Annotated in this window: 23 protein-coding genes; 17 read left to right on the top strand and 6 right to left on the bottom strand. The window is 70.8% G+C overall.

Annotated features, from left to right (window positions below; genetic code table 11):
• The first annotated feature begins 18 nt into the window (after positions 1 to 18).
• The 10 genes from AB0N17_RS36990 (at position 19) to AB0N17_RS36945 (ending at position 11,195) form a co-directional block, all read left to right on the top strand.
• The gene (locus AB0N17_RS36990) at positions 19 to 1,146 is read left to right on the top strand and encodes a helix-turn-helix transcriptional regulator (RefSeq protein WP_366016028.1); all 1,128 of its coding nucleotides are present in this window, start codon (positions 19 to 21) and stop codon (positions 1,144 to 1,146) included.
• Between the two features lie 85 nt (positions 1,147 to 1,231).
• The gene (locus tag AB0N17_RS36985; RefSeq protein WP_366016027.1) at positions 1,232 to 2,473 is read left to right on the top strand and encodes a helix-turn-helix domain-containing protein; all 1,242 of its coding nucleotides are present in this window, start codon (positions 1,232 to 1,234) and stop codon (positions 2,471 to 2,473) included.
• A gap of 212 nt (positions 2,474 to 2,685) precedes the next feature.
• Positions 2,686 to 3,105 (top strand): ATP-binding protein, encoded by a 420-nt coding sequence (locus tag AB0N17_RS36980; RefSeq protein ID WP_366016026.1) that lies wholly within the window; start codon positions 2,686 to 2,688, stop codon positions 3,103 to 3,105.
• Between the two features lie 67 nt (positions 3,106 to 3,172).
• Positions 3,173 to 4,237, top strand: coding sequence for a radical SAM protein (locus AB0N17_RS36975; RefSeq protein ID WP_366016025.1), 1,065 nt, complete (start codon positions 3,173 to 3,175; stop codon positions 4,235 to 4,237).
• Positions 4,238 to 4,290: 53 nt separating this feature from the next.
• Positions 4,291 to 5,430, top strand: coding sequence for an enolase C-terminal domain-like protein (locus tag AB0N17_RS36970; RefSeq protein WP_366016024.1), 1,140 nt, complete (start codon positions 4,291 to 4,293; stop codon positions 5,428 to 5,430).
• The gene (locus tag AB0N17_RS36965) at positions 5,427 to 6,143 is read left to right on the top strand and encodes an HAD family hydrolase (RefSeq protein ID WP_366016023.1); all 717 of its coding nucleotides are present in this window, start codon (positions 5,427 to 5,429) and stop codon (positions 6,141 to 6,143) included. The genes AB0N17_RS36970 and AB0N17_RS36965 overlap by 4 nt, the downstream gene beginning before the upstream one ends.
• Positions 6,143 to 7,312: a hypothetical protein gene (locus AB0N17_RS36960; protein ID WP_366016022.1), complete on the top strand. Its 1,170-nt coding sequence runs from the start codon at positions 6,143 to 6,145 to the stop codon at positions 7,310 to 7,312. Before AB0N17_RS36965 ends, AB0N17_RS36960 begins: the two co-directional genes overlap by 1 nt.
• Before the next feature lie 5 nt (positions 7,313 to 7,317).
• The gene (locus AB0N17_RS36955) at positions 7,318 to 9,483 is read left to right on the top strand and encodes a phosphoketolase (RefSeq protein WP_366016021.1); all 2,166 of its coding nucleotides are present in this window, start codon (positions 7,318 to 7,320) and stop codon (positions 9,481 to 9,483) included.
• Positions 9,480 to 10,349: a phytanoyl-CoA dioxygenase family protein gene (locus AB0N17_RS36950; protein WP_366016020.1), complete on the top strand. Its 870-nt coding sequence runs from the start codon at positions 9,480 to 9,482 to the stop codon at positions 10,347 to 10,349. The genes AB0N17_RS36955 and AB0N17_RS36950 overlap by 4 nt, the downstream gene beginning before the upstream one ends.
• Before the next feature lie 42 nt (positions 10,350 to 10,391).
• Entirely contained in the window at positions 10,392 to 11,195 is an 804-nt protein-coding gene (locus AB0N17_RS36945) for a class I SAM-dependent methyltransferase (RefSeq protein ID WP_366016019.1), read from the top strand.
• Positions 11,196 to 11,356: 161 nt separating this feature from the next.
• On the opposite strand, the gene AB0N17_RS36940 is transcribed toward AB0N17_RS36945, so the two are convergent.
• Together AB0N17_RS36940 and AB0N17_RS36935 are read right to left on the bottom strand one after the other, a co-directional pair.
• Positions 11,357 to 11,683 carry a hypothetical protein gene (locus AB0N17_RS36940; protein ID WP_366016018.1) on the bottom strand — a complete coding sequence of 109 codons (327 nt, stop codon included), beginning with the start codon at positions 11,681 to 11,683 and terminating at the stop codon, positions 11,357 to 11,359.
• 362 nt (positions 11,684 to 12,045) lie between these two features.
• Positions 12,046 to 12,819 carry a GntR family transcriptional regulator gene (locus AB0N17_RS36935; RefSeq protein WP_366016017.1) on the bottom strand — a complete coding sequence of 258 codons (774 nt, stop codon included), beginning with the start codon at positions 12,817 to 12,819 and terminating at the stop codon, positions 12,046 to 12,048.
• A 132-nt stretch (positions 12,820 to 12,951) separates the two neighbouring features.
• Between AB0N17_RS36935 and AB0N17_RS36930 the strand changes: the two genes are divergently transcribed.
• The 3 genes from AB0N17_RS36930 to AB0N17_RS36920 all read left to right on the top strand — a co-directional run bounded on the left by AB0N17_RS36930 (position 12,952) and on the right by AB0N17_RS36920 (position 14,801).
• Positions 12,952 to 13,236, top strand: coding sequence for a hypothetical protein (locus AB0N17_RS36930; protein ID WP_366016016.1), 285 nt, complete (start codon positions 12,952 to 12,954; stop codon positions 13,234 to 13,236).
• Between the two features lie 81 nt (positions 13,237 to 13,317).
• Complete coding sequence (locus AB0N17_RS36925; protein WP_366016015.1) at positions 13,318 to 14,169, top strand: hypothetical protein; 852 nt, start codon at positions 13,318 to 13,320, stop codon at positions 14,167 to 14,169.
• On the top strand, positions 14,166 to 14,801 hold the full coding sequence (locus AB0N17_RS36920) for a methyltransferase domain-containing protein (RefSeq protein WP_366016014.1): 636 nt from the start codon (positions 14,166 to 14,168) through the stop codon (positions 14,799 to 14,801). Before AB0N17_RS36925 ends, AB0N17_RS36920 begins: the two co-directional genes overlap by 4 nt.
• A 116-nt stretch (positions 14,802 to 14,917) precedes the next feature.
• Here AB0N17_RS36920 and AB0N17_RS36915 read toward each other — a convergent pair whose 3' ends face one another.
• The gene (locus AB0N17_RS36915) at positions 14,918 to 15,133 is read right to left on the bottom strand and encodes a hypothetical protein (RefSeq protein WP_359438249.1); all 216 of its coding nucleotides are present in this window, start codon (positions 15,131 to 15,133) and stop codon (positions 14,918 to 14,920) included.
• A gap of 833 nt (positions 15,134 to 15,966) precedes the next feature.
• Between AB0N17_RS36915 and lexA the strand changes: the two genes are divergently transcribed.
• On the top strand, positions 15,967 to 16,638 hold the full coding sequence (lexA, locus tag AB0N17_RS36910) for a transcriptional repressor LexA (RefSeq protein ID WP_366016013.1): 672 nt from the start codon (positions 15,967 to 15,969) through the stop codon (positions 16,636 to 16,638).
• A 154-nt stretch (positions 16,639 to 16,792) separates the two neighbouring features.
• On the opposite strand, the gene AB0N17_RS36905 is transcribed toward lexA, so the two are convergent.
• Positions 16,793 to 17,035: a DUF6207 family protein gene (locus AB0N17_RS36905; protein ID WP_366016012.1), complete on the bottom strand. Its 243-nt coding sequence runs from the start codon at positions 17,033 to 17,035 to the stop codon at positions 16,793 to 16,795.
• A gap of 96 nt (positions 17,036 to 17,131) precedes the next feature.
• On the opposite strand from AB0N17_RS36905, the gene AB0N17_RS36900 reads away from it, so the two are divergent.
• Positions 17,132 to 17,491, top strand: a complete 360-nt coding sequence (locus tag AB0N17_RS36900) for a hypothetical protein (RefSeq protein WP_366016011.1) — start codon at positions 17,132 to 17,134, stop codon at positions 17,489 to 17,491.
• Between the two features lie 227 nt (positions 17,492 to 17,718).
• Here AB0N17_RS36900 and AB0N17_RS36895 read toward each other — a convergent pair whose 3' ends face one another.
• Together AB0N17_RS36895 and dnaE are read right to left on the bottom strand one after the other, a co-directional pair.
• Positions 17,719 to 18,768 (bottom strand): hypothetical protein, encoded by a 1,050-nt coding sequence (locus tag AB0N17_RS36895; protein WP_366016009.1) that lies wholly within the window; start codon positions 18,766 to 18,768, stop codon positions 17,719 to 17,721.
• A gap of 5 nt (positions 18,769 to 18,773) precedes the next feature.
• The gene (gene dnaE / locus AB0N17_RS36890; protein WP_366016008.1) at positions 18,774 to 22,226 is read right to left on the bottom strand and encodes a DNA polymerase III subunit alpha; all 3,453 of its coding nucleotides are present in this window, start codon (positions 22,224 to 22,226) and stop codon (positions 18,774 to 18,776) included.
• 266 nt (positions 22,227 to 22,492) lie between these two features.
• Here dnaE and AB0N17_RS36885 point away from each other — a divergent pair, with 266 nt between their 5' ends.
• The gene (locus tag AB0N17_RS36885) at positions 22,493 to 22,729 is read left to right on the top strand and encodes a hypothetical protein (protein ID WP_352054048.1); all 237 of its coding nucleotides are present in this window, start codon (positions 22,493 to 22,495) and stop codon (positions 22,727 to 22,729) included.
• A gap of 46 nt (positions 22,730 to 22,775) precedes the next feature.
• On the top strand, positions 22,776 to 23,654 hold the full coding sequence (locus AB0N17_RS36880) for a DNA ligase (protein ID WP_366016007.1): 879 nt from the start codon (positions 22,776 to 22,778) through the stop codon (positions 23,652 to 23,654).
• Positions 23,655 to 23,841 lie beyond the last annotated feature (187 nt).

Here is a 23,841-nt window from a genome sequence, read left to right as displayed (position 1 = left end):
TATGCGAGCGATGCGGCTATGCGAGAGCGGGATGAGACGACCGGCGGCAGCCCGATCGGGGCGCGCCTGGCTGCCTGGCGCGCCCATCGGAGACTTTCCCGGGAGGACGTAGCCTCCCGAGCGGGTCTGGACGTCGGGTATGTCGTCGGTCTGGAGACAGGCGCTGATTGGGTGGACCGCCGCGGCCGGCTGGCAGTCCTGGCCGGAGCGCTGCGGCTGGACGTCTCAGATCTGACCGGGCAGCCCTATGCGCCGCGCGGAGCTGAACATGCGGCCGTACGAGCCGTCGCCTTTCACCTGCGGCGCCGCGTTCTGCAGTGGGACCTGGGAACTTCTGCTGGCCGCCGGGTCGACGATCTGACGGCGCTGGTCCGGAATGCCGTAACGGCCGACACCGCAGGCGACGAGTACCGTCTCGCCCTCGTACTGCCCGAGTTGATCGACGCGGCCGACCTCGCGGTCGCCGCGGCGGCACGGCCCGAAGCCGAGGAGGCGAACCGGCTACGGGTACAGGCCCACGTGCTGGGCGCCGGGCTACTGCGGCGGCTGGGCTACAAGGACCTGGCCTGGATGCTGCTCCACCGGGCCCGGCCCGGCATCGGGGAACCTCTCCCGGTACTGGTCGAGGAGGTGCACCTGCTGATCGACCTCGGCCTGCCCGAGTACGCTCTGGCTCGCGCCGAGCGCGCCCAAGACGCCGGGGCAGGTCAGGAGTTGGTCCCCCTGACCGCGCTGGCCCAGGCCATGGCCGGGCGTCGGCGGTACGCCGAACGGCTCCTGGACACGGCAGCCGCTCAAGCCGAGAGCGCGGGGGACCGGGCCACCATGGACGCCGCCCGTGCCGCCGTTGCCATCGAATGCGGCGATCCCGAAGCAGCAGTCGACCATGTCCGCGCGGTGGACCAACGACTACTCGAGGGCGCCTCTCGGTCGAGTCTGCTGGTGGTTGCCGCAGCCGCGGAGGCTCGGCAGGACCATACCGAGCAGGCCGTGGCCCGGCTTCTCGAGGCCGATAGCGCGGCACCCTTTCGGTTGCGACTTGACCCTCTGGCCCGGGACCTGGTCGCCACGCTCGCCGTACGAACCACCGGCACCTACCAGGCCGCGGCAGTGGGGAATCTGGCCGAGCGCGCCGGGCTGCGGTGACGCCGCCCGTCTTGACGGGAACCACCTAGGTGAGCGGGCGGGCCGCCCTAGGCTACGGCTGAGACATGGAGTTGGGCGGGGGACCATGAACGAAGAGCAGGCCCGGAAGATCGGTGAGCGCCTTCGTTCGGCCCGCCGACAGCGGGGGATGAGCCTGCGCACGCTCGCGGGCACTGCTGGCGTGTCGACTGGCTACCTGTCGATGGTGGAGAACGGGCAGAGGCTGTTAGACCGCTCCAGCTTGATCACCGCTCTCGCCGACGCCCTGCAGATCGCCCCGTCCGAGCTGACCGGCCAGCCCTTCGCACCGGTGGACCCGCACGCGAGCGCAGCCCACGAGGCGATCCCGGCGCTGCGCCTGGCGCTGATGGGGATCACCATGGCCACCCCGCCAGACCTCCGCCCGCCCCAGGTTCCTACGAACGTACTGGCCGAACGCGTCGCGATGGCCAACCGCCTCTACCACGCAGCCGAATACGGCACCCTCGCCGCTGGCCTGCCCTCCCTGCTGGCCAGCCTCCACGCCGCTGTGGAGGACGCCGAAGGTCCGGCCCGAAGCGAGCTGCTGAAACTGCTGGCGGACGCCTACCACCCGGCCTGCACCCTGCTGCTGAAGAACCTGGGCTACACCGACCTGGCGTTCATCGCCGTCACCCGAGCAGCCGAGGCGATCACAGAGCTGGACGACCCGGTCTACTCCGCCCTGTCCGGCTTCTTCCACACGCACGTGCTGATGTCCGCCGGGAGTCCCACCCAGGCCCTCGCCCAGGCCACCTCCGCCGCCAACACGCTGGAAGCACATCTGCACGGCCCTGATGCGCACGCGCTGCTCGGCGAACTCCACCTGATCTCCGCTACCTCCCTCACCCAGGACCGGCACCGGGCCGGCAACGCCCGGGCAGAAGAGATCCGTGGCCACCTCGCCGAGGCCGCCGACCTCGCCGGCCGCACGGGCGAGACGCGGGCCTGGCACCTGAACTTCGGCCCCACCAACGTCGGCATCCACGAGGTGAGCCTGAACACCGACCTCGGCCTGCACGGCGAGGCCGTCACCGCCGGGGGCGCGGTACACCCCGAGGTCCTGGAAGACGCCCCCGGCCGACAGGCCGCGTACCACGCCGACCTGGCCCGCTCCCTGGCGCACCTGCGCGGCCGGGAAGCCGACGCGGTCTCTTCCCTGCTGACCGCCGAGCAGATCGCCCCCCAGCGCATCCACGCCAGCGCACCGGTGAGGAGCACGGTCGAGTACCTCACCGACCGGCCGCTGCCCGTGCACGTCGCACGGGACCTGCGAGGCCTCGCCCACCGCATCGGCCTGCCGAACTGATCGAGGGCGCACCCGGTCCGCACCCGATCCGCACGCGACAGCACGCTCGGACGTCTCCATGCAGGTGGCCCTTGGGGACTGCTGACCAGGACATACGGCCCGACATGAGGCCCGAGTACGTGGGTTCACCGTCGTGAACACCCCTGTGTGTCAACGCACTTACCTTCAGTGATGGGCCGGGTAGGTCCCGCCCAGAGAGGGTGAGGCACGCGATGACCAGCACTCCGGTGCGTCACGACTTCCCGGTGATCTCCACGCCCGGGCACGTCCCGCTGGCACGCCACGAGACCGCCAAGGTGCTCACCGACTGGGATCTACCCCAAGAGCTGGTGGACACCTCGTGCCTGATCATCACAGAACTGGTCACGAACGTCGTACGGCACGCCTCCGTCGTGTCACCGACCGCCACCGTCACCCTCGCCGTCGACGAGACGGGCGACCTGGTGCTGACCGTCGCGGATGCTCACCCCTTCAAGCCCAAGCCGCTGATGGCCGCGCACGACTTCGGCGGCCGCGGCCTGCACCTGGTCAACGCCCTCGTCTACGAGGCGGGCGGCAACGCCGCGGTTGTCCCGGACTCCGCAACCGGCGGCAAGCAGATCAGCATCCGCCTGCCCCTGGCCCCCGCCTGATCTCCGCACCAGCAGCATCACCCGCTGCCGGTACGACAACTCCCTCCACCCGAAAGGGGCATTGCCCATGCTCACGTCGGTCCGCCACCTCGACCAGGTGGCCCGCGAATGGAACATCAACCCCGAGGACGTGCTGCTGATCGCGCTCAACGCGTCCGGCGCCCGGTCCCCGCTGGCCAAGCCCCGCATGCGCTTCCAACTGCGCCTGGACTCCCGCCCCGACACCCCCCTCTACCTGATCCTCTCGCTCGGCCGCACCGACTCGCCCTTCGAGCTCGACGAACACGAGCTGCGGCTGGGTGGCGAGAAGGTCGGCGAGGTCGACGGCATCGAAGACGACGACGCGGTCCTCGGCTACTGGCGCAACGGCACCAAGATGCTGACCCTCAACTCCAACGCACGCTCCCAGTGCACCGGCTGCGTGTTCTGCCCCAACACCCTCGAAGGTGCCTCCGACCCGCAGATCAAGGCCCTGGACATGGCCGGCTACCTCAGCGCCCTCGCCGCGAACTCCGGACTGTCCGACCTCGCGACCGTGGAGACCGTCACCATCTGCACCGGGTGCTTCCTCCACGAGCACCTCGCGCTGGAGCACCTCGCCGAGGTCCGTGCGGCGATGGGCGCGAACGACTGCACCGGCACTCTGCACTTCCTGTCCTCGGTGCTGACCTCCGATGAAGGCATGGACGCGGCCGTCAGCCTGGGCCCCTTCCACCTGACGCTGACCGCCGAGTGCTTCACCGAACGACGGCAGATCCTCAAGGAGTCCAAGGCCAAGCTCACGCCCGAGGAGATGGTCGCCGCCCTCGGCAGGGCCAAGCGGCGGGGCATCACCACCGACTTCACCTACATCGTCGGCCTGGACCCGATCGAGGACGCCGTCGCCCACCTGCGGAACTTCGTCGACGTCACGACGACCTTCCCCCGCGTCCAGACCTACCAGGCCCACAACGCCTTCATGGACATCTACCGCACCCCCGGCTCCGACACGATCGAGTGGCATCTGACGATGCGCCGCCACATGGAGGAGCTGTTCGACCCGACCGGCCTGCGCCCGCAGTGGTGGCAGAACTACCGCAGCCCGTGGTGCTTCACCTTCGCCGGCGAGGAGCTGACGGGGGCGAAGATCTGATGACAGCCCTCACCCTCCCCACGCCCTTACCGGGCGCCGGACCGACGGCCAGCGTGATCCGTGCGGTCCGCACCTGGCAGCTGGCGCCGCAGCCGGCCGGACTCCCGCAGGGCCTGCCCGAACCGATCGCCGCGGCGGCGGGCGAGCCGCCGGCAGGCCCGGCATGGGCGGAACACCGCACCCGCTTCGCCGTCGAACTCGTTGGCGACGGTGTCTCCGGCTGGCAGGCCCCGGTCTCCGAACCGGTCGCTCAGATCATCGCCGACAACCTCGCCCATGGGCTGATCGGGCACGACGCCACCGCTCCGCGCCGTCTCGCCTACCGCAGGAAGACCGGGCGGCACCACGGCGGCCCGCACGCCCGGCAGGCCGCGTCCGCGATCGAACTGGCCTGCTGGGACCTGGCCTCTCGCGTCGCAGGAGTGAGCGTGACCGCTCTGCTGGGCGGCACCATCCGTACCACCGTCCCGGCGTACGCCACGGCCCTCGGTCTCGACCCCGCGCACCCGGCGGCCCCGGAAGCAGCGGCCTGGATCACTCAGGCCGGGTTCTGGGGTCAGAAGTGGCCTCTGCCCAAGCAGCTCATCCTGGCCGGGCCGAAGGCGGTCGCGAAGACGCTCCGGCCTCTGCGGGAGGCGGCGGGCGACGGCCGGTTCATGGTCGACGCCCTGGGCCGCTGCCGGGTGGATGAGGCGATCGGGCTGCTGCCCGTCCTCGCCGACCTGGAGGTCACCTTCGTCGAGGAACTCGTGCCGGCCGGCACCTGGGCCTGGCATCGGCTGCGGTCGGCCAGGGCAGGGGTCGCGCTTGCGGCGGGGGAGCACGCGGTCGACGAGGCCGAGCAGATCCGGCTGCTGGCTGGCGACGCGGTGGACGTCTGGCAGGTCGATCCGGGATGGTCCGGCGGACTGGCCCGATCGCTGCAGACCACCGAACTCGCCGCCGACTTGGGCATGGCGACTTTCCCCCACGGCGACCGGCTGCCCGCAGCGCTGGCCTTGGCCGGGACGTGCTGCCGCGACAAGATCCCCGCCATCGAGTGGCACCTGACCGTGGAACCGCTGCGCCAGGAGATCTACTCCACTCCTCTCCAGGTGGACAGCGGCCTGCTGCCGGTACGCACTGCACTTGGATTCGCCGAACCCCTGAAGCTGCCCGCCGGGGCATCGGCGGTGGAGGTGACCGGCCCATGACCGGCCAGCCCCGCCGCTCCCGCCCCTCTTGGGCCGGCGTCCGCGCGGTTTCCTTCGACCTGGGCGGCACTCTGGTCCGGCCGGAAGCCCAGCCGACCACCGGACAGGTCGCCGAACTCCTCGGTATCTCCCTGGCCGAGGCCCGCACGCTGATGGAGCAGAAAGCCAAACGCCGCCGGATCAGCCCCGCGGACCTCGCCGGGGAAGTGGCCGCCGACTTCCAGCGACCCGACCTGGTCGGCAGCCTCACGTCCGTCCTGGAGCGAGCCCGCCATCGGGCGTCAGAGCCCGACGTGTACGACGACGTCCGGCCCACCCTGGCCGCGCTCCGTGAGCAGGGCCTGGCCCTGTTCGCCATGACCAACAGCCTCGGCTCCTCCATCCCCGAGCACGCCCCCGCGGCGTTCCGGGACCTGACGCAGGTGATCTACTCCGCCGAGACGGGCGCGGTGAAACCGGAACGCGCGGCCTTCGCCGCCGTCGAGTCCGCCTCCGGGCTCAGCCCGCACGAACTCCTGCACGTCGGGAATTCGCTGCGCGCGGACGTCGACGGCGCCACCGCGGCCGGCTGGCACACCGCCTGGCTCAACCGCACCCGCGCGGACATCGCCGTGCCGTCGGACACGGTCTGCCTCCACTCCCTCACCACTCTGCCCCTGCTGCTGTCTGCCGTACCCACCCCGGTTGCGACCAGGAACTCGGAGGCCCGCTGATGGACACTCCAGGCACCCCCTGCCCGAAAGCTTCCGTTACCGACGCTCTGGCCCACTCGGTTCCGCTGTTCGACCCCGCGCAGCTGCCGTTACGCAACTGGTGCGCCGGCAGCCGCGAAGATCCGCTCACGGGGCTGGTCACCTTCCCCGACTTCCACAGCAACATCCCGCGTGCCCTCGCCGCCGCCCTGACCGACGGCGCGCTGGTCGGGCTCGCGATCGGCGATGTCGACGGCCTCAAGGACCACGTCGAACGGGCCAACGCCACCGACCCGACCTGTTACGGGCACCTCGCCGGGAACCGGGTGATGGCACGCCTCGGTGCCGTCACCCGGACCTGGTTCCACACCCAGCCCTGGGAGCACGGCTGCGCTGCCACCTTCGGCGGGGACGAAGTCATCATCGCGGCGGCGCTGGATGACGCGGCCGCCTTCCACCGGGCCGTCGCCGAGTTGCGCGACCGGCTCGCCGACGAACTGCCGGTCCGGGTGTCCTTCGCCCTGACCGTCGCATCCTCCGAGCACCTCCCCGCCGAGCGCGGCCCGGGCGGCTGGAAGCACCACTTCACCGACAGTCTGCTGGCCACCACCGATCGCCTGCTGTTCGCGAGCAAGGCCGCCCGCCGCGCCAGCGGGGGAGAGGGTGGCATCATCGCCGTCACCCAGCCCCCGCTGCCTGTCTCCACGGCCCCGACCCGTGACCACCGATCCCTGCTCCCGCTGCCGGCAGGCGTCGAGACTCTGCATGTTCTCGCCCGCCCGCTCGGCGCGGGCACCCGCAGCATGCTGTTGCTGCCCTGCGCTGGACCGGCCGGCCTGCGCGGCAAACGGCTGCGCGTCACGTTCCCCGACGGCCGCGGCCGCACCGCCGTCGCCGTCTCCGTGCACGGCCAGGCCGCCATCTCCGTCCCCGCCGAGACCACCGCGACGATCGCGCCCGACGGACCAGGCATTCCGCTCGCCCTGCAGCCCATCCGGGAGCGGGCCGCCCACGGGGTGCCCGACGACCTGGCCGCCGCGCTGGAGCGCGCCGAGCTGGACTGGTCGGTGCTGCCCGCCCATGAGCAGGCCCAGATGCTGCACCTGATCACCGAATCGGCCACCGCCGACATCCGCACCGCCCGGATCACCGCCGTCATCGACGCGGTCGCCACCCGCACCCGGAGCTGATCGACATGACCACCACAACGGACTTGGACCCGGGCACCGGCCCCGCGTCCCGGCCGACCGGCCCGCCCCTGGGCTTCCCCGACTGGACTCTCGCGGCACACCAGGCCGCCGACGCCGTTCCCGACCAAGCCATCGACGCCCTGTGGCGCGCGCTGAACTACCTCTCGGCCGCTCAGCTCTACCTGCTCGACAACCCCCGCCTCGCCCGCCCGCTCAGGACAAGCGATATCAAGGCCACCCCGAGCGGGCACTGGGGGGTCTGCCCGCCGGTCAACTACCTGCTCGCTCACCTCGGGCCGCTGAACGCCTGGCGGCCCGCCGACTGCGAACTGCTCGTACTGCACGGCGCCGGGCACGCCGGGCCGTCCGCGCTCGCCCACGCCTACCTCAACGGCTCGCTGCACCTGACCGGGAAGGGGCCCGGCTGGTCGATGCCCGACCTGCGGGCCTTGATCACCGGCTTCCCGCACACCGAGCGGTTCGGCGGAGAGATCACACCGCTCATCCCCGGGGTACGGCACACCGGCGGACAGCTCGGGCCCGCGCTCGCCGTCGCGCAGGGCATGGCGCTCGACGCCCCGCACCGTCTCGTCGTTCCGCTGATCGGCGACGGAGAACTGGAGACCGGGGCGACCGCCGCGGCGTGGCTCGCCCGCCGCGCCCTCGTCGGCAGCGGGCACCACGGGGCGGTGCTGCCCGTCGTGCTGGCCAACGGGTTGAAGATGGGCGGCCCCTCCCTGCTCGCCGGCATGAGCACATGCGAGATCCACGCCTACTTCACCGGTCTCGGATACACACCCCTGATCGCCGACGGCACCGATCTGCCAGCCTTCCGCCGACTGCTGCACGAAGCCTTCACCCGGGTGCGCCCGCTGGACGAGGCCGGGCCGCAGCCTGTGATCGTGCTGACCATGCCCAAAGGCCACACCGGCCCGGTGCAGGTGGCCGGACGGCAGATCGCTGGAACCCCGGCAGTCCACAAGACGCCGCTGAAAAACCCGGCCCACGACGACGCCGAGCTCGCGGCGCTGACGGCGTGGCTCACCTCCTACCGGCCGGCCGAGCTGTTCACCACCCAAGGCCGTCCTACCGACCTGGTCCGCCAAGCCCTGCCCGGGCCCCCGACCGAGGCGGAGACCGCCCCGCCTCCGACCTCGCCGGCAGTACGCAAGCCCCGGTCCCGGCCGGACGTGTCCGCGGTGATCCGCGAGCGCGCGGCGCACGGCGCCTTCCGCCTGTTCAGTCCCGACGAGCTCGCCTCCAACCGCCTTCGGGTGACGGAGTACGGCTCGTCGTCGGCCTGGGCCGTCGAAATCCTCAACGAGGAGATCTGCCACGGCTGGCTCCAGGGCTACACCGAGTCCGGCCGGGATGCCCTGCTCGCCACGTACGAGGCCTTCGCCGCGGTCAACACCAGCCTGCTCGTCCAGCACCTCAAGCACCGGCGCCTGCGCTATCGCGCCGGACACGGCGGTCTGCCCTCCGTCAACTACCTGATCACCTCGCTGGGCTGGCGCAACACCTACACGCACCAGAACCCCGGCCTGGCCTCCTCACTCCTGGACACCGAGGACAGCTTCGTGCACGTCTACACCCCGGCGGACGCGACGCGGGCCGCAGCCGTGCTCTCCGTCATGCTCACCGGTCGCGACCGCGTCAACGTCCTGATCACCGACAAGCACCCCGGGTCCGCCTTCCCGCCGGACCCCTTCCGCGAGGAGCTCACCGACGGCGCCGCCGTCTGGCCCCAGCTGAGCCACCGCGGCATCCCGGACATCGTCCTCGCCTCGGCCGGCGACGTCCCGGCCCGCGAGCTGACCGCCGCGGTTGCCGCCCTGCGCCGCTCGCACCCAGAAGCCAAGATCCGCTACGTGCACGTCAACGACCTCGCCGTCCTCGGCCCCACCCCGCACCGGCCGTACGCTCTTAGTGAGAGGACGTTCACCCGCCTGTTCGGCGACGACATCCCCGTCCTCATGGCCGTCCCCACCTACGCCAGCACCGTCCGCGCACTCCTCGCCGCCCGCGGCGAGGCCCACCGCTTCCACGTCGTCGGCTACCAAGACCCCGGACGCCCCCTCACCCCCGAAGGCCTCCGGGAACAGTGCGGCCTCTCGGCCGCCACCCTGTGCGCCCAGGCCGCGCACCTGCTCAAGGGGAGCAGCTCATGACCCTCGACAAGGCATACCGACCGGATCCGGACATCCTCGACGCGTTCGAGCGCGATGGATACGTCGTCCTGCGTGACGCCATCGCGCCGGAGTGGCGCAAGGAGGCCGCCGCCGCGGCGACGCGGCTGCTCGCCAGCGACCGCATGCTCGGCCGGGACCGCAGCGTGGACGGAAAGGACGGCTTCCGCGGCATCGTGGCCATGGACGACACCACCTTCCTGCCCTTGGTGGCCAACCCGACCGTGCTGCCCGTCGTCGTTGCGCTGCTGAGCCCGAACGTGTACCTGATGTCCAGCAACCTCATCCACCTCCCCTCCATGCCGCCCGGTGCCCCGCGGACCATCCGCGTGCCCGAACGGCACGGCTGGCACCGCGACATGAGCACCGCCACCCGCGACCTCGGCGTCGACTCCGTCCGGCGAATGTCGATCAAGGCCGCCTACTACCTCAGCGAGCTCAGCCCCGACGCGGGCGTCACCATGGTCGTGCCCGGTAGCCACACCGACACCGGCCCCGTCATCGTCCCTGCCGGGGCCATCGACCCGCCCGGGGCCATCACCCCCGACGTCGGGCCGTACGACGTCATGCTGTTCGAGAACCGGCTTTGGCACGCGGGTGGCCTGAATACCTCCGGCCGTCCCCGGCTCGCGGTCATGATGCAGTACGGCTACCGCTGGCTCGCCGCCATCGACGACCCTGCCCCCGAACTGCTGCAACGCGAGGGCCTCAGCGACATCGAACGGCAGTTGCTGGGCCGGCCGGATCGGCACCCGGACGGCTCCATCGCACACGAAGGCGCCGGCGCAGCGCCCCTACGCACCTGGTGGGAGCACCTCACCCCGCACCCGGCTCGTTTGCCGGGATGACACCGCCGCACGCCCGCGACCCGAAAGCGAGAGACGCACCCGATGACCGCCGCCCGCACCCCCCACGAGCTGTTCATCTCGACCGCGCCCTACTACGCGCGCTTCCGCCCCGGCTACGACCCCGCCCTGTACGACATGCTCGCCGCCCGGTTCGCCCTCGACGGCACCCAGCGCATCCTGGACCTGGGCACCGGCACCGGCGTACTCGCTCTCCCGCTGGCACGGCTCGTCGGCCACGTCACCGCCATCGACCCCGAGCCCGGCATGCTCGACGAAGGCCGCAAGCTCGCCGCCGAGCAGAACCTCACCAACATCGACTGGGTCGAAGGCGACTCCACCACCGTGCCCGCCATGAACCTGGACCCCGTCCTTCTGACCGTGATGGGCGCCGCCTTTCACTGGATGGACCGCGACCAGACCCTGCGCGACCTCGACAAGCTCATCAACCCCGACGGCGCCGTCGTCCTCGCCTCCGGCGGAGCACCCGGCGACGTCGATCCCGCCCCCTGGCTCCAGATCATCGCCGACGTCCGCACCCACTACCTCGGCCCCGAGCGCCGGGCCGGATCCGGCACCTACACCCACCCCAAGGAACGCCACCAGGACGTGCTCGCCCGCTCCCCGTTCTCCAACATCGACACCGCCTGCTGGGACCGCACGGTCACCCGCACCCTGGACGAGGTCATCGGCCTGCAGTTCTCCTACAGCTACTCCAGCCCCGCACAGCTGGGCGACCAGAAGGACGCTTTCGAACGCGACGTGCGCCGCGCCCTGACGGAATTCAGCCCGGCCGGCGTCTTCGACGAGCTCGTACGGACGGAAGCCATCGTCGCCACCCGCCCCTGAGCCAGCCCGGGAGAGCCCACAAGGGCAGGCCGCGGTACGAGGTCAAGGCCGACCTGCGGAAGCGAGCCCGTCATCCCGAGGCCCGGGCGGCGTAAATCCACCACGCAACGCAGGCCGCCACCCCGACCTGGGGATGGCGGCCTGCGTCCTGCGGTGTGCGGTTATCGCCGTCCGTACCGTTCGGGGAAGTGCGCCTTGAGAGCGGCGAGGGTCCAGAAGATTCCGCCGAAGGAGCCGAGGAAGATGCCGATGGGGAAGCCGATGGACCAGGCCTTGAACACGTCGTCGGGCTTGTGGGCGTTGACGGTGTGGGAAAAGGCCCACGGCGCCAGGGAGATGGCGGTGAGGACGACCACCCACGGCACCAGAATGAGAGCGCCGTTGGGCAGGCCCTGTTCCTTGCGCATGCGGGTCATGTAGATCATTCCGGCCGTCATGGCGAAGGCGATTGCTCCGGCGGCGAAGGGCCCGAACGTGAATGTCTCCATACGCGGCGTGCCGTCCTTTCCGGGGCGATGCGGTCGAGGGAGAGTGTCCCAGCCCCCACTGACAACCGGCCCCGGATTCGGCTGTGGAAAAGGGGCCCTTCGACTTGCGCCAAGGAACGTCTCCCACAGCGCATCGCACTGACAGTAGGTTCCGCGCCCTTTCCGCAGCTCAGAGACGCTTCCCGCGGTTCAGGCCGAGATTTGCACAGGATGCGGCGGTGTGTGATCCAAATCACCACCTGCGGCCGGGGGTGTCGTACCTTCTTGGCGTCGACCGGAGAGCCCTCGAACTCCCTGTGAACGTCGACCTTTCGCCGGTCGGGGTGGGCTCAGCCACCGCAGGATTACCCACCGACGTCGGGTCAGCCGGACGGGGGCGGGTCGACGGCGAACTCGTAGGCCACTTCCCAACTTCGGTCCGGGACGACGATGTCGGCTGTCTCCACGGCACGACCGTCGCTGCTGTAGTACGTCCGCTCGATCGCCAGTACCAGGTCGCCGGTGTTGAGGCCGAGCAGAGCGGCCTGCTCCTGGGTGGCCCGGGCAGGCCGCGGGATCTCCAGCCAGGTTTCGATGTCGACGCCGATGGAGCGCATCCGCTCGACCACGCCCTTGCCGGCGAGAGGGCCCATCTCGGGAAGCAGGATCGGTGTGTCGCCGGTGATGGCCATGGGCTCCCAACTGACGGAGAGCTGGGCGGGCTTGCCGTCGGCGAGGAACTCGTACGCCGTGCGCACGGTCGGGTCCCCGGGCTCGATGCCAAGGCGCCGGGCGATGCGCTCCGGGGCGGGCGTGCGGGCCTCGGAGGCCGACTCCCAGGTTCCGTTGCCGCCGACCTCGTACATGTCGGCGCGGAAGGGGCTGCCGCCGCGGCGCTCGCGGTGCCGGGAGCGGATCATCCGGCGCCGCTCGCGCGGCGGGGCCACGTAGGTTCCTGACCCCGCGCGGCCCTCGAGGAGCCCTTCGACAATGAGGCGCTCCATGGCCTTCTGCAGCACGTTGGGGCCCACGCCGTAGTGCTGGGCGAGCTGTGCGCGGGAGGGAAGCCTCGCGCCCACCTCCCACTCGCTCTGCGCGAGTCGACGCCGCAGGTCGCTTGCGACCACCTGGTGCGGCGGCGGCTCGGCGTTGCCCATGCGTGGACTCCGTACTGGTCGGCGGCTGCTCTCGGTGCCGGTTCACGGCTCTCGATTGACAAGTTAATGCATCAGGTTCAAGCTAATGCATCAGATATACGTTACGTGATCACGCGTGTACAGGGGAGATCCGTGAGCTCGCCGACGACCAGGGCCACCGCGATCGCCTCCATGCTCAGCACCGCGCTCGGCATACCTCTGGCCGACGACGATCCCGAGGCTGTCCGGACCGAAGCCACCGACACCGGTCTCCGTATCTCGGCACCGGTCCCCGCTGCGCTCAGCGAAGCGGTCCACGTCCACGTGCTCACCTTCCTGACGCGAACCGCCGACCGCTTTGGACACACCCAGCACGACGGCACTTCCGTCATCTGGGCCGAGATCGAGACGGCCGGCGCCGGAAGGGAAGCCCTGTGACCTTCCCCGCCCGCACGGCGACCCGCCTCCGTCAGCTGCATCGCGCCGAACGATCACCTCGAAGGCTCTGGAGTTGACGGCATGACACATCCGACACCCATCACTGCCGGCCCGCCCCGCACACCGGCGGCGGACGCCCCGGTCGGTGCGGACGTCGTGCTGTACACGACCAGCATCAACTCCCGGATCGCCGTTCAGACGCTCGCGACCCTGCGCAACTTCGCCGAACAACAGGGGTGGACCGTCGCGCACGAGGCATACGACCTGGCACCCCTGCACATCCCGGCCCGACAGCGCACCGGTTGGCGCACCGTCGAACGGCTCCTGGCCACCGGCAAGGCAGCCGGCCTGGTCGTACCGGCCGAGCACGAGGTAGCCACCACCCCTGCAGAGCAGCGAGAACTTCGCGAGTGGCTGCTGAGCCTCCCGGCGTTCGCCGCCTACCCCCACGCCGGACACCACGAAACGCTCCCACCCGTCACCGAGGCCTCCGGCGACCCAGAGGCCGACCTCACCACGCCTGTCGACCGGGAATGGTCCCGTTCCTACGCCATGGCCCCGGCGAGCCTGCGCCAACTCCGGGACCATGCCCGCATGTTTCTGACCCTGCTGGGATGGCCCGGTGACATCGCCACCGCGATCGAGGTGCTGTCCCGGCTCGCGCACAACGCCGTCGTGCACGCCCAGCCCGACGACGAGGCGCCGACGTGCATGGCCGTACGCCTGGCCGTGACCGAGGACGATTCGCTGGTGATCGACGTGCAGGACCCGCGCCCGGAGGTCCCGCTCAGCGACGCCGCCCGCGATGGCGAGGAGGGAAGAGGGCTGAAGTACGCACGCCTCCTGGGCGCGAGGCTTAGCTGCTTCATGTCCGAGGACGTCCGCTTCAAGACTGTCCGGGCTCAGCTGCTGCCGGGCGAGGTGTCGCTGTGATCCGCTCGCAGGCCTCCGTCGATGCGGCAGGACATGAAACCGGCAGCCCAAACGGAGTGCGCCTGTCGCCCGAGGAGTGGGACCGCTGGTACCAGACCGGCTGGCCCACCGTGGTCAGCCACAAGGAAGCCCAGCTCTTCTACAGCCACGTCGCCCCGAGCCCCGGAACGTCAGCCGTGGACCTCGCGTGCGGCAACGGCCAGTGGACTCGGCAGCTCGCCGCCTGGGGGTTGAACACACACGGCTTCGACTTCTCCGCCGAAGCCCTCCGCCAGGCCGCAGCGGCCGGGGCGCCCGACGTTACGTACGCGTACTGGGATATCGACGGCGATCCCATTCACCACAACCTGCGTCCGGGCAGCGTCGACCTCGTGACTTGCCGCTACGGGCTCCCGTATCTCCAGTACGAGCGGCTGCTGACGGACGTCGGACGCTGGCTGCTTCCCTCCGGCACCTTCTACGCGCTCGTGTATGTCGACCAGCCCGGCGTAAGCAGGAGGCCGGACGCCGATCCCTTCCACCGCGGCTTCACCGAAGACGAGATCCAGGCTCTGAGTTCCGGATGGGCATTCCGCCGGACGTACTCGCTGAGCCGGAGCCAGAAGGCGGTTGTACTGCGCGGCTACAGCTGAACACAGCCCTGCCGTCCGGCCAGCGGCACAGCGGGAAACCAGCTCCCGGCGCCGGGCCACGCCCCTTCCCCCGAGGGCGGACCCGGCGCCGGGTCTTGCACAGGCCACAGCAGAGTTCAGCGGCGGACGTGGATACGGACCTGGACCGTTCCGCCAGTGGCGGCCGCCGCGGCTCCGAGTCCGATCACGGGTGCTAGGTAGTCGCTGTTGCCGCTGAGGGTGAGCACGATGACGGCGATGATCGTGCCCAGCACGGATAACGCGCTGATCCAGGTGAGCGCCTTCGCCATGGTCGATGAAGGCGCCGAGGGGCTACGGTCGGTCTGAGTCACGGGGATGTACTCCTCCAGTTCCGGGGTTCTTCTGTGACCCGGGGAGAAGCCGGCCGGACCGGCGTGACGGGCTGTCCAGCCCGGCTTCCCCTCGGGAGATCGTTGGTGCAGTTCGGACCGGTGCGCGCGCCGGCATGGCCCCGATCGAAGCCGAGCGCGCTGCGCGCCAACACCCTCTTCGGGCTGCGAGATCGTTAAGCGCGCCGTCATCGAAGCACGGTCGTTTCGCGTGCGGGGCAGCTCTCTGAACGTGGCCGCGAAGTGGCCACGCTTCGCCGAGATGGCCATGAAGTGGCCAAGCAATGGCCGCGGTTCGGCGTTGACATACGTCCCGGCACCATGGTTGTCCGGAGCGCCCAGGACCTCTGTCCTCCCTTCTGTGCCAGCACTCCGATGGAACGCCGACACCGCCTCGGTCACGAGCCCCGTCGGGCGTGAGCCTTGTGAACGGTGCACGCGATGCGCGAGAACCCGCGATCCGTGTACGTGAAGTGATCGAAGCACCTGGTGCTGGGCGAGCAGAGGCCTCTGCCGCAAGTGGGATGAAGTGGGGAGCAGCCCGCCGGAGCCCCGGATTGGGGTGCTTTACACCTTCGCTCCCTAGCCCCGGAAGTCCGGTACGCCCCGCTTAGTGGCCCTGGGCTGCGCTCATGGAAGTGGGGCGAAGTGGGGGACCGCTGCCCCTTGACGCGTCGGGTCGGTGCGTCGAGCTGGAGATGCTCGAAGCGCAGACCTGCACCTTCTTCTCCGAGGACGTCGTAAACAGTGTTCCTTTTACGAGGGATGGCGGGTTATGGTCGCGCTCTGCGAGATCTTGTACGGAGGTGCCCCGGATGGAGAACGCCGCGCCCGCACGCCGAGGTCGTCCTCCGGGTGTCCGGACTGCCGAGGGGGAGCTGACGAGCCGCCAGGCGGCGATCGTCCGCTGTATCACGGAGGCGGTCCGCCGACAGGGCTACCCCCCGTCGATGCGGGAGATCGGCCAGGCCGTGCATCTCGCGAGCACATCCTCGGTCGCCCACCAGCTGATGTCGCTGGAACGCAAGGGTGTCCTCTACCGTGATCCGCACCGTCCCCGTGCCTACCGGGTGCGGCCCTCGTGGGCGCCCGATCTGGGAGACCGGAGCGAGGCGCCCGTCGACGTGCCGCTCGTCGGCCGGATCGCCGCCGGCGCACCCCTGCTCGCCACGGAGATGGTCGAGGACGTCTACTCCCTGCCCCGCCAGGTCGTGGGCGACGGCGACCTGTTCGCCCTCACTGTGTCCGGCGACTCCATGATTGACGCGGCGATCTGCGACGGCGACATCGTCACCGTCAAGCGGCAGGACAGCGCCGACCACGGCGACATCGTCGCCGCGCTCCTGGACGACGAGGCCACGGTGAAAGTGCTGCGCCGACAGGACGGGCGGGTGTGGCTCATGCCGCGCAATGCGTCGTACCAGCCGATCCCCGGCGACGAGGCGCGGATCCTCGGCAAGGTTGTCGGCGTCCTCCGCCTTCTCTGAACAGCCCGGCCCGGCCTGTCACGACCCCCGCTCGCCCGACGTCGAGTTGACCCGCGGCGACTTCACCCGGAGACCCAGCGCACCTGGGGACTGGTGTGGCACCGTGGACGCTGGCGGGTCCGTCACTCCCCCCGTGGTGACGGACCACGCCTCACTAACTCCCTGCCGACACCCGCTCGGGCGGGGAAGCCTCCTCGAGGACCTGCCGCAGATCGGTGTACATCCGCAGCCGCACACCCGGCTGGCCGGCATCTCGGGTGGTGCATTCGGCGGGCGCGGTTCCCCAGGTCCGGGCGATCGCGGCCTGGAAGGCGAGGACGGTGGCGTCATCGAAACCCGCCACGTCGATGACGAGCAGGCCGGGTTCGGACAGGTGCACTTCTTGGATCGGTTCCACGTCTGTCAGTACGTCTTCGCGCACGCCGGGGTTCTCTGCAGGCTCCGGATTCACCCGACCGGGCGAGTGTCAGTGCCGACGTCTACCGTCCCCTACATGACCACTTCGCCGAACTCCCGTGACAACGCGTGGGTGTTGGAGGCCACCATCCAGACAGCGCCAGCCGCCGATGCCCAATGGCAGAAGCAACTCGACAAGCTCCGCGAGATCGCCGCGTACGAGCCGGAGACGCAGACGTGGCACGCCCGGCTTGGCGCGCTCGACCTGGCGGGCGTGCAGATGCTGCAGACCCTCTTGGACGCCGCACGCGTCCACGGCACCGAGGTGGACCTCGCGCCCGTGGCGGTCCCGGCACACTGGAAAGGCCCCGTCTTCACGAGGACTCCGGACGTGGCCGCTCTGTTGGAGGCGCAGACTGAGCGCGGTCGGCCGCTCGGTCAGCTGCCTCTGGCTTGAGGAGCCCGCGCCGGTTGAGGATCTCGAGCACGTTGTCCGCCGCCTGGAGGTAGTCCGCGTAGGTGCGGTGCTCGTCCGCAATCGCGTCGAAGGCATAGATCAGTCGGGCGACTTCCTCGCGTACTGGCCGTCCGCTGTCGTCCGGGACCCGCAGGTCCCGATAGCTGTCCTGAGTCATCGCCGCTCCTCGGCAGGGGAGTGCGTAGCGTTGCCTGCTGCTGTCGCGCTTATATCGCACGCGGTCCTTCGGGACGACTGCCTTGATCCCGGGGACGAGGTGAGGGGCGACGTGAGCCGATGGCGAGGGCGGCGGGGTAGAGCATCTGGTGCCCGTAGCGGGCGCGGGCGCGATCGGCGACGGCTTCGATCGCGAGGGGCTTGTCGTCGCTCGCGTCGAGGGTGAGCTGCCGGGTGGCCAGATCGACGGGCCGAAGGGCGTCTGCGCGCAGTGCGATGCTGCGGACCCGCGCGCGCTGGAGCCCGAGGGATTCGTAGACCGCGTACGCCGCGCGGGCCAGGAGCACGGTGTGCTGAGTCGCTTCGGACAGGACACGGCTGCGGCGGGTGGAGCTCTGGTCGGCGTAGTGGATGGTGCAGGTCAGGCCGCTCGCGATCTGGCCGGAGGTGCGGAGGCGGGCACCGAGGTCGTCGGCGAGGGCGAGCAGGGCGCGACGGTGCTGGGCTGGGTCGAGCTCGTCGTGGGCAAAGCGGTGCTCGGTGCTGATGCTCGCCGGGGCCGGGGTGGGGTCGACGACCTGGGTGTCGCGGCCCTGGGCGTGCTCGTGGAGGGCGCGGCCAGCCCGGGCACCGAGCAGACGTTGCAGCGTGAGCTGGGGGACTTGGGCGACATCGCCGACGGTGTGCAGACCGTACTCGCCGAGCGTCGCGGCGGTCCGCGCTCCCACACCGGGCAGCTCCCGGACCGGGCGTGGGCGCAGGAAGTCGGCGATCGCTTCGGGGGAGTCGTCGATGACGGTGCGCTGCCCGGGCGGGGTGAGGGCGCAGGCCATCGCGGCGAGCATCCGGTTGGGGGCGCAACCGGCCGAGCTGGGCAGGCCGAAGTGGGCGAGCGCGCGCAGCTGGACCACCTCGGTCAGGCCACGGGCGTCCCGCTTCCAGTATCGAATCGCCCCGGTCAGGTCCAGCACAGCCATGTCCGGCTCGATCATCTGCACACGCGGTGTGATGTCCTCCAACAGGCGACGCAGCCGCTCGGGGAGTTCGGTGTCATAGCCGGCCGGGAGGCCGAACCGCAGGTGAAGGATGCGACGACCCATAGCGATCACCCGGCACTTCCCGGACTCCGGTGGCCTAGCCGTCGCAGGTCGGCCGAACGGGTGCCGGCGGGCTGGAGGTCGGCGTACGGGTGCAGGCGGGCCCCGGCGGTGCCGTCGGCGAGCGTGCGCTGCGGGGCGGCCGGCTGGGCCGGGGTGGGGGCTGGGCTGGTGCGGCCGAGGAGGTCGAGGGCCGCCTGGGGGCCATGGTCGCGGCGGGCAGCCGCCACCTCGTCCAGATCCCAGGCCATCTCGCCGACGACGGTGCGACGCGGGCCGCGGGCCTCCACGGTGCCGCGTACCAGCAGCAGCCCGGAGTGGAACACGGTGTGCGCGCACGCCTCGTGGGAGTCCTCGAAGAAGGCGATGTCGACCAGGCCGGAGCCGTCCTCCAGCGTGCAGAAGATGATCCGCTTGCCGGACGGGATTGGCGGCGTCTGCGTCGATGCTCGTACTCCGGCGACGAGGACCTTCTGCCCGGGCACCATGCCGCGCAGGTGCGCGGCGTCGGTCGCGCCGAGCTCACGCAGCAGCCGGTGGTGGTGCTCCATCAGATGCTGGCTCACGTCGATGGAGAGGGTGTCGAGTTCGGCGCCGAGCTTGTCGCGGCTGGTCATTTCCGGCAGCCCGCTCGGTCCGGCGGTCACCAGCTCGCCGCCCAGCGGCAGCTGCCCGTCGGTGGCCGTGCGGTTGCGGGACTGCCGGTGCAGTTCGGTGGCCTGCAGCAGCAGATCCCGCCGGGTCAGACCGGGGGAGAGGGCATCGAGGGCGCCGATGCGGATCAGGCGCTGGGCGAGCGGCAGGGACGGGCGGGCGCGCAGCCATAGATCCTGCAGGCCGGTATAGGGCTGGCCGGCCACAAGGCGGGTGGTCTCCGCCTCGGTGATGCCCTTGACCGTGGAGAACGCCAGGCGCACCGCCCAGCCCTGCCCGGTCTTCTCCACGCTGTGCTGCCCGCGGGAGTGGTTGACGTCGACGGGCAATACAGCAACGCCGTGGCGGCGGGCGTCGGCGACGATGACCCGGCGCGGCCACATGCCCGGATCGTGCTCCAGCAGCCCGGCGTACAGATAGGCCGGGAAGTGCGCTTTCAGGTACGCGGACTGCAGAGCGGGGACGGCGAAGGCCACCGCGTGCGCGCGGCAGAAGCCGTACGCGCCGAAGGAGGAGACGATCTCCCACACCTCATCCAGCACCTCCTTGGCGTAGCCGCGCTCCCCGGCCGTGCGACGGAACCACTGCTCGACCTTCGGCAGCCGGTCGGGGTCGGCCAGCGCGCGGCGGGCGACGTCGCCGGCGGCACGATCGCAGCCGGTCATCCTCGCGAGAATCGCGATGATCTGCTCGTGCCAGATGACCACGCCGTAGGTGTCGTTGAGCACTGGCTCCAGGTCCGGGTGCGGGTACGTGGGGGCGGCGCCGTGCCGGGCGGCGATATACAAAGCGGGCATGCCCCCTGATACGGGTCCTGGCCTAAATAGGCTGATGTCCGCGACGACGTCCTGCATGTGCCGGGGTTGCAGACGTCCCACCAGATCCTGCTGACCAGGGCTTTCGAGCTGGAAGAGGCCAACGGTGTCCGAGGCCCGGATCATCTCGAAGGCCTGCTGGTCGTTGAGGCTGACGTGGTCGGGGTTGTCGAGATCGAGCGCGCGTCCGGTCGTGCGGCGGATCTCGGCGACCGCGTACGCCATCGCGGATTGCATGCGGACGCCTAGGACGTCGAGCTTCAGGAGACCAAGATCTTCGACGTCCTCCTTGTCGGCCTGCACCATCGGATAGCCGGCCGGGGTCGGCTGCACCGGAAGCCGGTCCAGCAGCGACGCGTTCGACAGGATCACTCCGCACGGGTGCATGGCGTAGCCGCGGGGCAGCGCGTCCAGGCCTTCGGCGAGCTCCCACAGTGGCCCGAACTTTCCGGCCTGGGAGGCGAGTTGCCGCAGCTCCGGCAGCTCGGCCAGGGCACCGCGGATGTCCCGGGCCCGGACGTGCGGAAAACTCTTGGCTATCTCGCCGACGACCTGCGGCGGAATCCCGAGGGCAAGGCCGGTGTCCCTCAGGGCGTGCCGGGCCCGGTAGGTCTCGGGCATGCCGGTGACCGCGGTCCGCTCCCGACCGAATCGTTCGATGATCGCGTCGTACACCTCCAGGCGCCGCTCGGACTCCACGTCGAGGTCGATGTCCGGCAACGACGTGCGCCGCTCGCTGAGGAACCGCTCGAACAGGAGCCGGTGTTCGAGCGGGTTGGCGGTGGCGACGAACAGCGCGTGGTTGACCATGGAGCCGGCGCCGGAGCCGCGCGCGGCGACCCGGATTCCCAGCGCCCGGGTGTCCGCGACGACCTGGGCCACGGCCAGGAAGTACCCCTCAAAGCCCAGCCGTCCGATGACCTCCAGCTCGTAGCGGAGCTGTCGTACGGCATGTTCGTCCGTGTCCAGGCCCCGGGCGACCATCCCGGTCTCACACCGCTGCCGCAGCAGCCGCATTGCCGAGCCGTGCTCGGGGCCGGCGCCGACGACGGAGGGTTCGGGGAAGTGGGGCCGCCCGAGCCCGAGATCGGCCGGGGTGAGGGTGCAGGACTGGCCGGTGGCCTCGGTCTCGGCCAGGAGGCGGACCGCCCGGGCGGGGCCGTTGCCGACGGCCTGGGCGATGCGGTCGGCGGCCGCCGCCATGGCGCCCGGGCCCTTCAGCCAGCGTTCGCCGCCATCCAGATGCCGTCGGTCGACGGGCCGCAGCAACCGGGCTGAGTCGAGAACGTCGGCCAGCCGGTGCTGGTCGGGGTCGGCGTAGCGGACCGCGTTCGTCAGCACCGTACGGACGCCGAGTTGGTCTGCCAGGCCCACGGTGCGCGCGGCCAGCCGCAGCGAGCCGGCGCCAGTACCCTGCCGTCCCAGGTACACGGCTTCCATCCGCAGCCGCTCTCCGGCCAGCTCCCGCCACGGCGCGAGCAGCTGCTCGGCGACGTCGGGGCGGCCGGCGGACAGGGCCCGTACCGGTTCGGAGGCCGGCCCGAGCAGCACCACCAGGTCCTGGTCGGCGTACGCGCGCAGGGCGGACCAGGACACGACCGGCGCCGCGCCGTCTGCCTCGCCATGTGCAGCGGAGACCAGGCGGCACAGCCGCGCCCACCCGGCCGCGTTCTGCGCGAGCAGCGTGATCCGCAGCGGCGGCTCGATCACGTGCGCGCCGCCGCGCACAGGCGTAAGCGACCGGCCGGCGGTCGGGTCCTGGGGGGCGAGGGGGGCGACGGCGACGTCGACACCGAAGACGGGCCGAATACCGGCGGCCGCGGCGGCGGTAGCGAAGCGGACCGTGCCCGCGACGGTGTCCCGGTCGGTCAGCGCGAGCGTCGTCATCCCGCGCTCGGCGGCGCGCTGCACGAGGGCGGCGGGGAGGGAGGCTCCGTAACGGGCGGCGTATCCGGAGGCGACTCGCAGATGAGTAAATCCACGGCCTCGCACCTCCCGTCTTTCGCGTGCCCCTCCCTGACCTGTGTCCACTCCAGGTATCCCACGATAACTCAAATTCGCACAAGTGTGCGAATGAGTGAACTGGTGCTGTCCCACCTCGCGCGGCGGACGCAAGGAGCGGGTTGACCTTGAATCAGCGGCCCGCGGCGTCCACGTGTGACGTGCGTCTCACTTCGTCTTTCGATCCTGTAAGAGGGCCTGGTTCTCGGCGGAAGGGGTGAGGCCGACGACTCCCCGTCCGGCCCGGAAAGGCATCCATGTCCCACCTGTTCGAGCATCTCGCGCTGCTCGCGGCGCTCGTCGCTCTCACGGCGATCGCGCTCGCCTCGCTCACGGTCGACGCCCGCGACAAGCTCGTCGAGCCCCAGGCCCGCGTCCTGTGCGCCGCGATCAAGGCCGTCGAGCGCGTCGCGATCGCCTACGGTGCCGTTCTGGCCGCCCAGGACACGCCGCTCACGCTGGTCGTGAAGGCGGTGATGCCCCTGCTCAGGTAGTACCCCTGCGTATGCGTGCGCGGCGCGGGGGCCGGAGTCTGATGATGTGGACTTCCCCGTCGACGTCGCCCTCGCCGAGCTCGTCCCGGCTCTGCCGGTCGGGACGGGCTGGCGGTACGAGATGAAACTGGACGGGCACCGGACCGTCGTCTGGCGTGAGGAAGACACCGTCCGGCTCCAGGCCCGTTCCGGGCGCGACGTCACCGCGGTGTGGATGGACCTGGCCCTCGCGGCCTTCGAGATGCTCCCACCGGGCGTGGTCCTCGACGGCGAAGCCGTGATCTATACCCATGGGAAGATCGATTTCGGGGCCGCGCAGTCCCGTGCCCTGTCGTCCCCGGCACGCGCGCGCCGTCTCGCCGAGGATCTGCCCGCCCATTTCGCGGCCTGGGACATCCTGCTCCACCCCGAGCACGGAGACGTCCGAGCACGCCGATACGACGACCGCCGTGCTCTGCTCACCGAACTATTCGAGGAGTACGACGTGAGACCGCCGATCCAACTGGTGCCGATGACAGACGACCCCACGGTGGCCATGACCTGGTACCAACAACTCCCGGAGCAGGGGATCGAAGGAGTCGTGGCCAAGCGCGCCACCTCCGTCTACAAGGCGGGCCGGATCTGGAAGAAGGTCCGGCATGCCGAGACCGTGGAGGCTGACGTCGTCGGCTACACCGGGTCGACCGCGCGGCCCCGGGCCCTCGCGGTCCGCCTCCCCGACGGACGTACCGCGCTCACCCAGTCCCTAAAGGCGCCGCTCGCTGCTCAGGTCGCGGTGCACTTCGCCGCCAGCGGCCCGCCCCGCAGCGCACTCACCCGAGCCGGGGAGACCTACACCACCGTCGCTCCCGGGCTGGTGGTCGAGGTCCTCGCCGGAACGACCCGGCACGCCGTGGTCACGGTCACCCGGCTGCGGAGCACGTGATCCGAACCGAGCGCGCCCCGGACACAGCGGCGCGAACATCTCCTTCAGCGTCGACCTCGTGTCCTTCCACGTAGCCGACATGCCGGGGCCGGGGGGGGGGCGGGCGCCCGCCCCCCCGCGGGGGGGTTTTGCGGGGGGCGGGTACACCCCCCCGGGTGAGGGCGCGGGGGAAAACGTGGGGCCGCGC

It is taken from the genome of Streptomyces sp. NPDC051133 (assembly GCF_040682635.1).
In the GTDB taxonomy this organism is placed as follows: Bacteria; Actinomycetota; Actinomycetes; order Streptomycetales; family Streptomycetaceae; genus Streptomyces.
This window is presented reverse-complemented; position numbering and strand designations above follow the sequence as displayed.

What these genes read in the sequence shown, in the direction of transcription:
- AB0N17_RS36990 (WP_366016028.1), top strand. Translation starts at nt 19, where the DNA reads ATGCGAGAGCGGGATGAGACGACCGGCGGCAGCCCGATCGGGGCGCGC.
- AB0N17_RS36895 (WP_366016009.1), bottom strand. Translation starts at nt 18,768, where the DNA reads ATGGGTCGTCGCATCCTTCACCTGCGGTTCGGCCTCCCGGCCGGCTAT.
- AB0N17_RS36985 (WP_366016027.1), top strand. Translation starts at nt 1,232, where the DNA reads ATGAACGAAGAGCAGGCCCGGAAGATCGGTGAGCGCCTTCGTTCGGCC.
- AB0N17_RS36980 (WP_366016026.1), top strand. Translation starts at nt 2,686, where the DNA reads ATGACCAGCACTCCGGTGCGTCACGACTTCCCGGTGATCTCCACGCCC.
- AB0N17_RS36935 (WP_366016017.1), bottom strand. Translation starts at nt 12,819, where the DNA reads ATGGGCAACGCCGAGCCGCCGCCGCACCAGGTGGTCGCAAGCGACCTG.
- AB0N17_RS36900 (WP_366016011.1), top strand. Translation starts at nt 17,132, where the DNA reads ATGACCACTTCGCCGAACTCCCGTGACAACGCGTGGGTGTTGGAGGCC.
- AB0N17_RS36885 (WP_352054048.1), top strand. Translation starts at nt 22,493, where the DNA reads ATGTCCCACCTGTTCGAGCATCTCGCGCTGCTCGCGGCGCTCGTCGCT.
- AB0N17_RS36960 (WP_366016022.1), top strand. Translation starts at nt 6,143, where the DNA reads ATGGACACTCCAGGCACCCCCTGCCCGAAAGCTTCCGTTACCGACGCT.
- AB0N17_RS36965 (WP_366016023.1), top strand. Translation starts at nt 5,427, where the DNA reads ATGACCGGCCAGCCCCGCCGCTCCCGCCCCTCTTGGGCCGGCGTCCGC.
- AB0N17_RS36975 (WP_366016025.1), top strand. Translation starts at nt 3,173, where the DNA reads ATGCTCACGTCGGTCCGCCACCTCGACCAGGTGGCCCGCGAATGGAAC.
- AB0N17_RS36950 (WP_366016020.1), top strand. Translation starts at nt 9,480, where the DNA reads ATGACCCTCGACAAGGCATACCGACCGGATCCGGACATCCTCGACGCG.
- AB0N17_RS36945 (WP_366016019.1), top strand. Translation starts at nt 10,392, where the DNA reads ATGACCGCCGCCCGCACCCCCCACGAGCTGTTCATCTCGACCGCGCCC.
- lexA (WP_366016013.1), top strand. Translation starts at nt 15,967, where the DNA reads ATGGAGAACGCCGCGCCCGCACGCCGAGGTCGTCCTCCGGGTGTCCGG.
- AB0N17_RS36955 (WP_366016021.1), top strand. Translation starts at nt 7,318, where the DNA reads ATGACCACCACAACGGACTTGGACCCGGGCACCGGCCCCGCGTCCCGG.
- AB0N17_RS36925 (WP_366016015.1), top strand. Translation starts at nt 13,318, where the DNA reads ATGACACATCCGACACCCATCACTGCCGGCCCGCCCCGCACACCGGCG.
- AB0N17_RS36940 (WP_366016018.1), bottom strand. Translation starts at nt 11,683, where the DNA reads ATGGAGACATTCACGTTCGGGCCCTTCGCCGCCGGAGCAATCGCCTTC.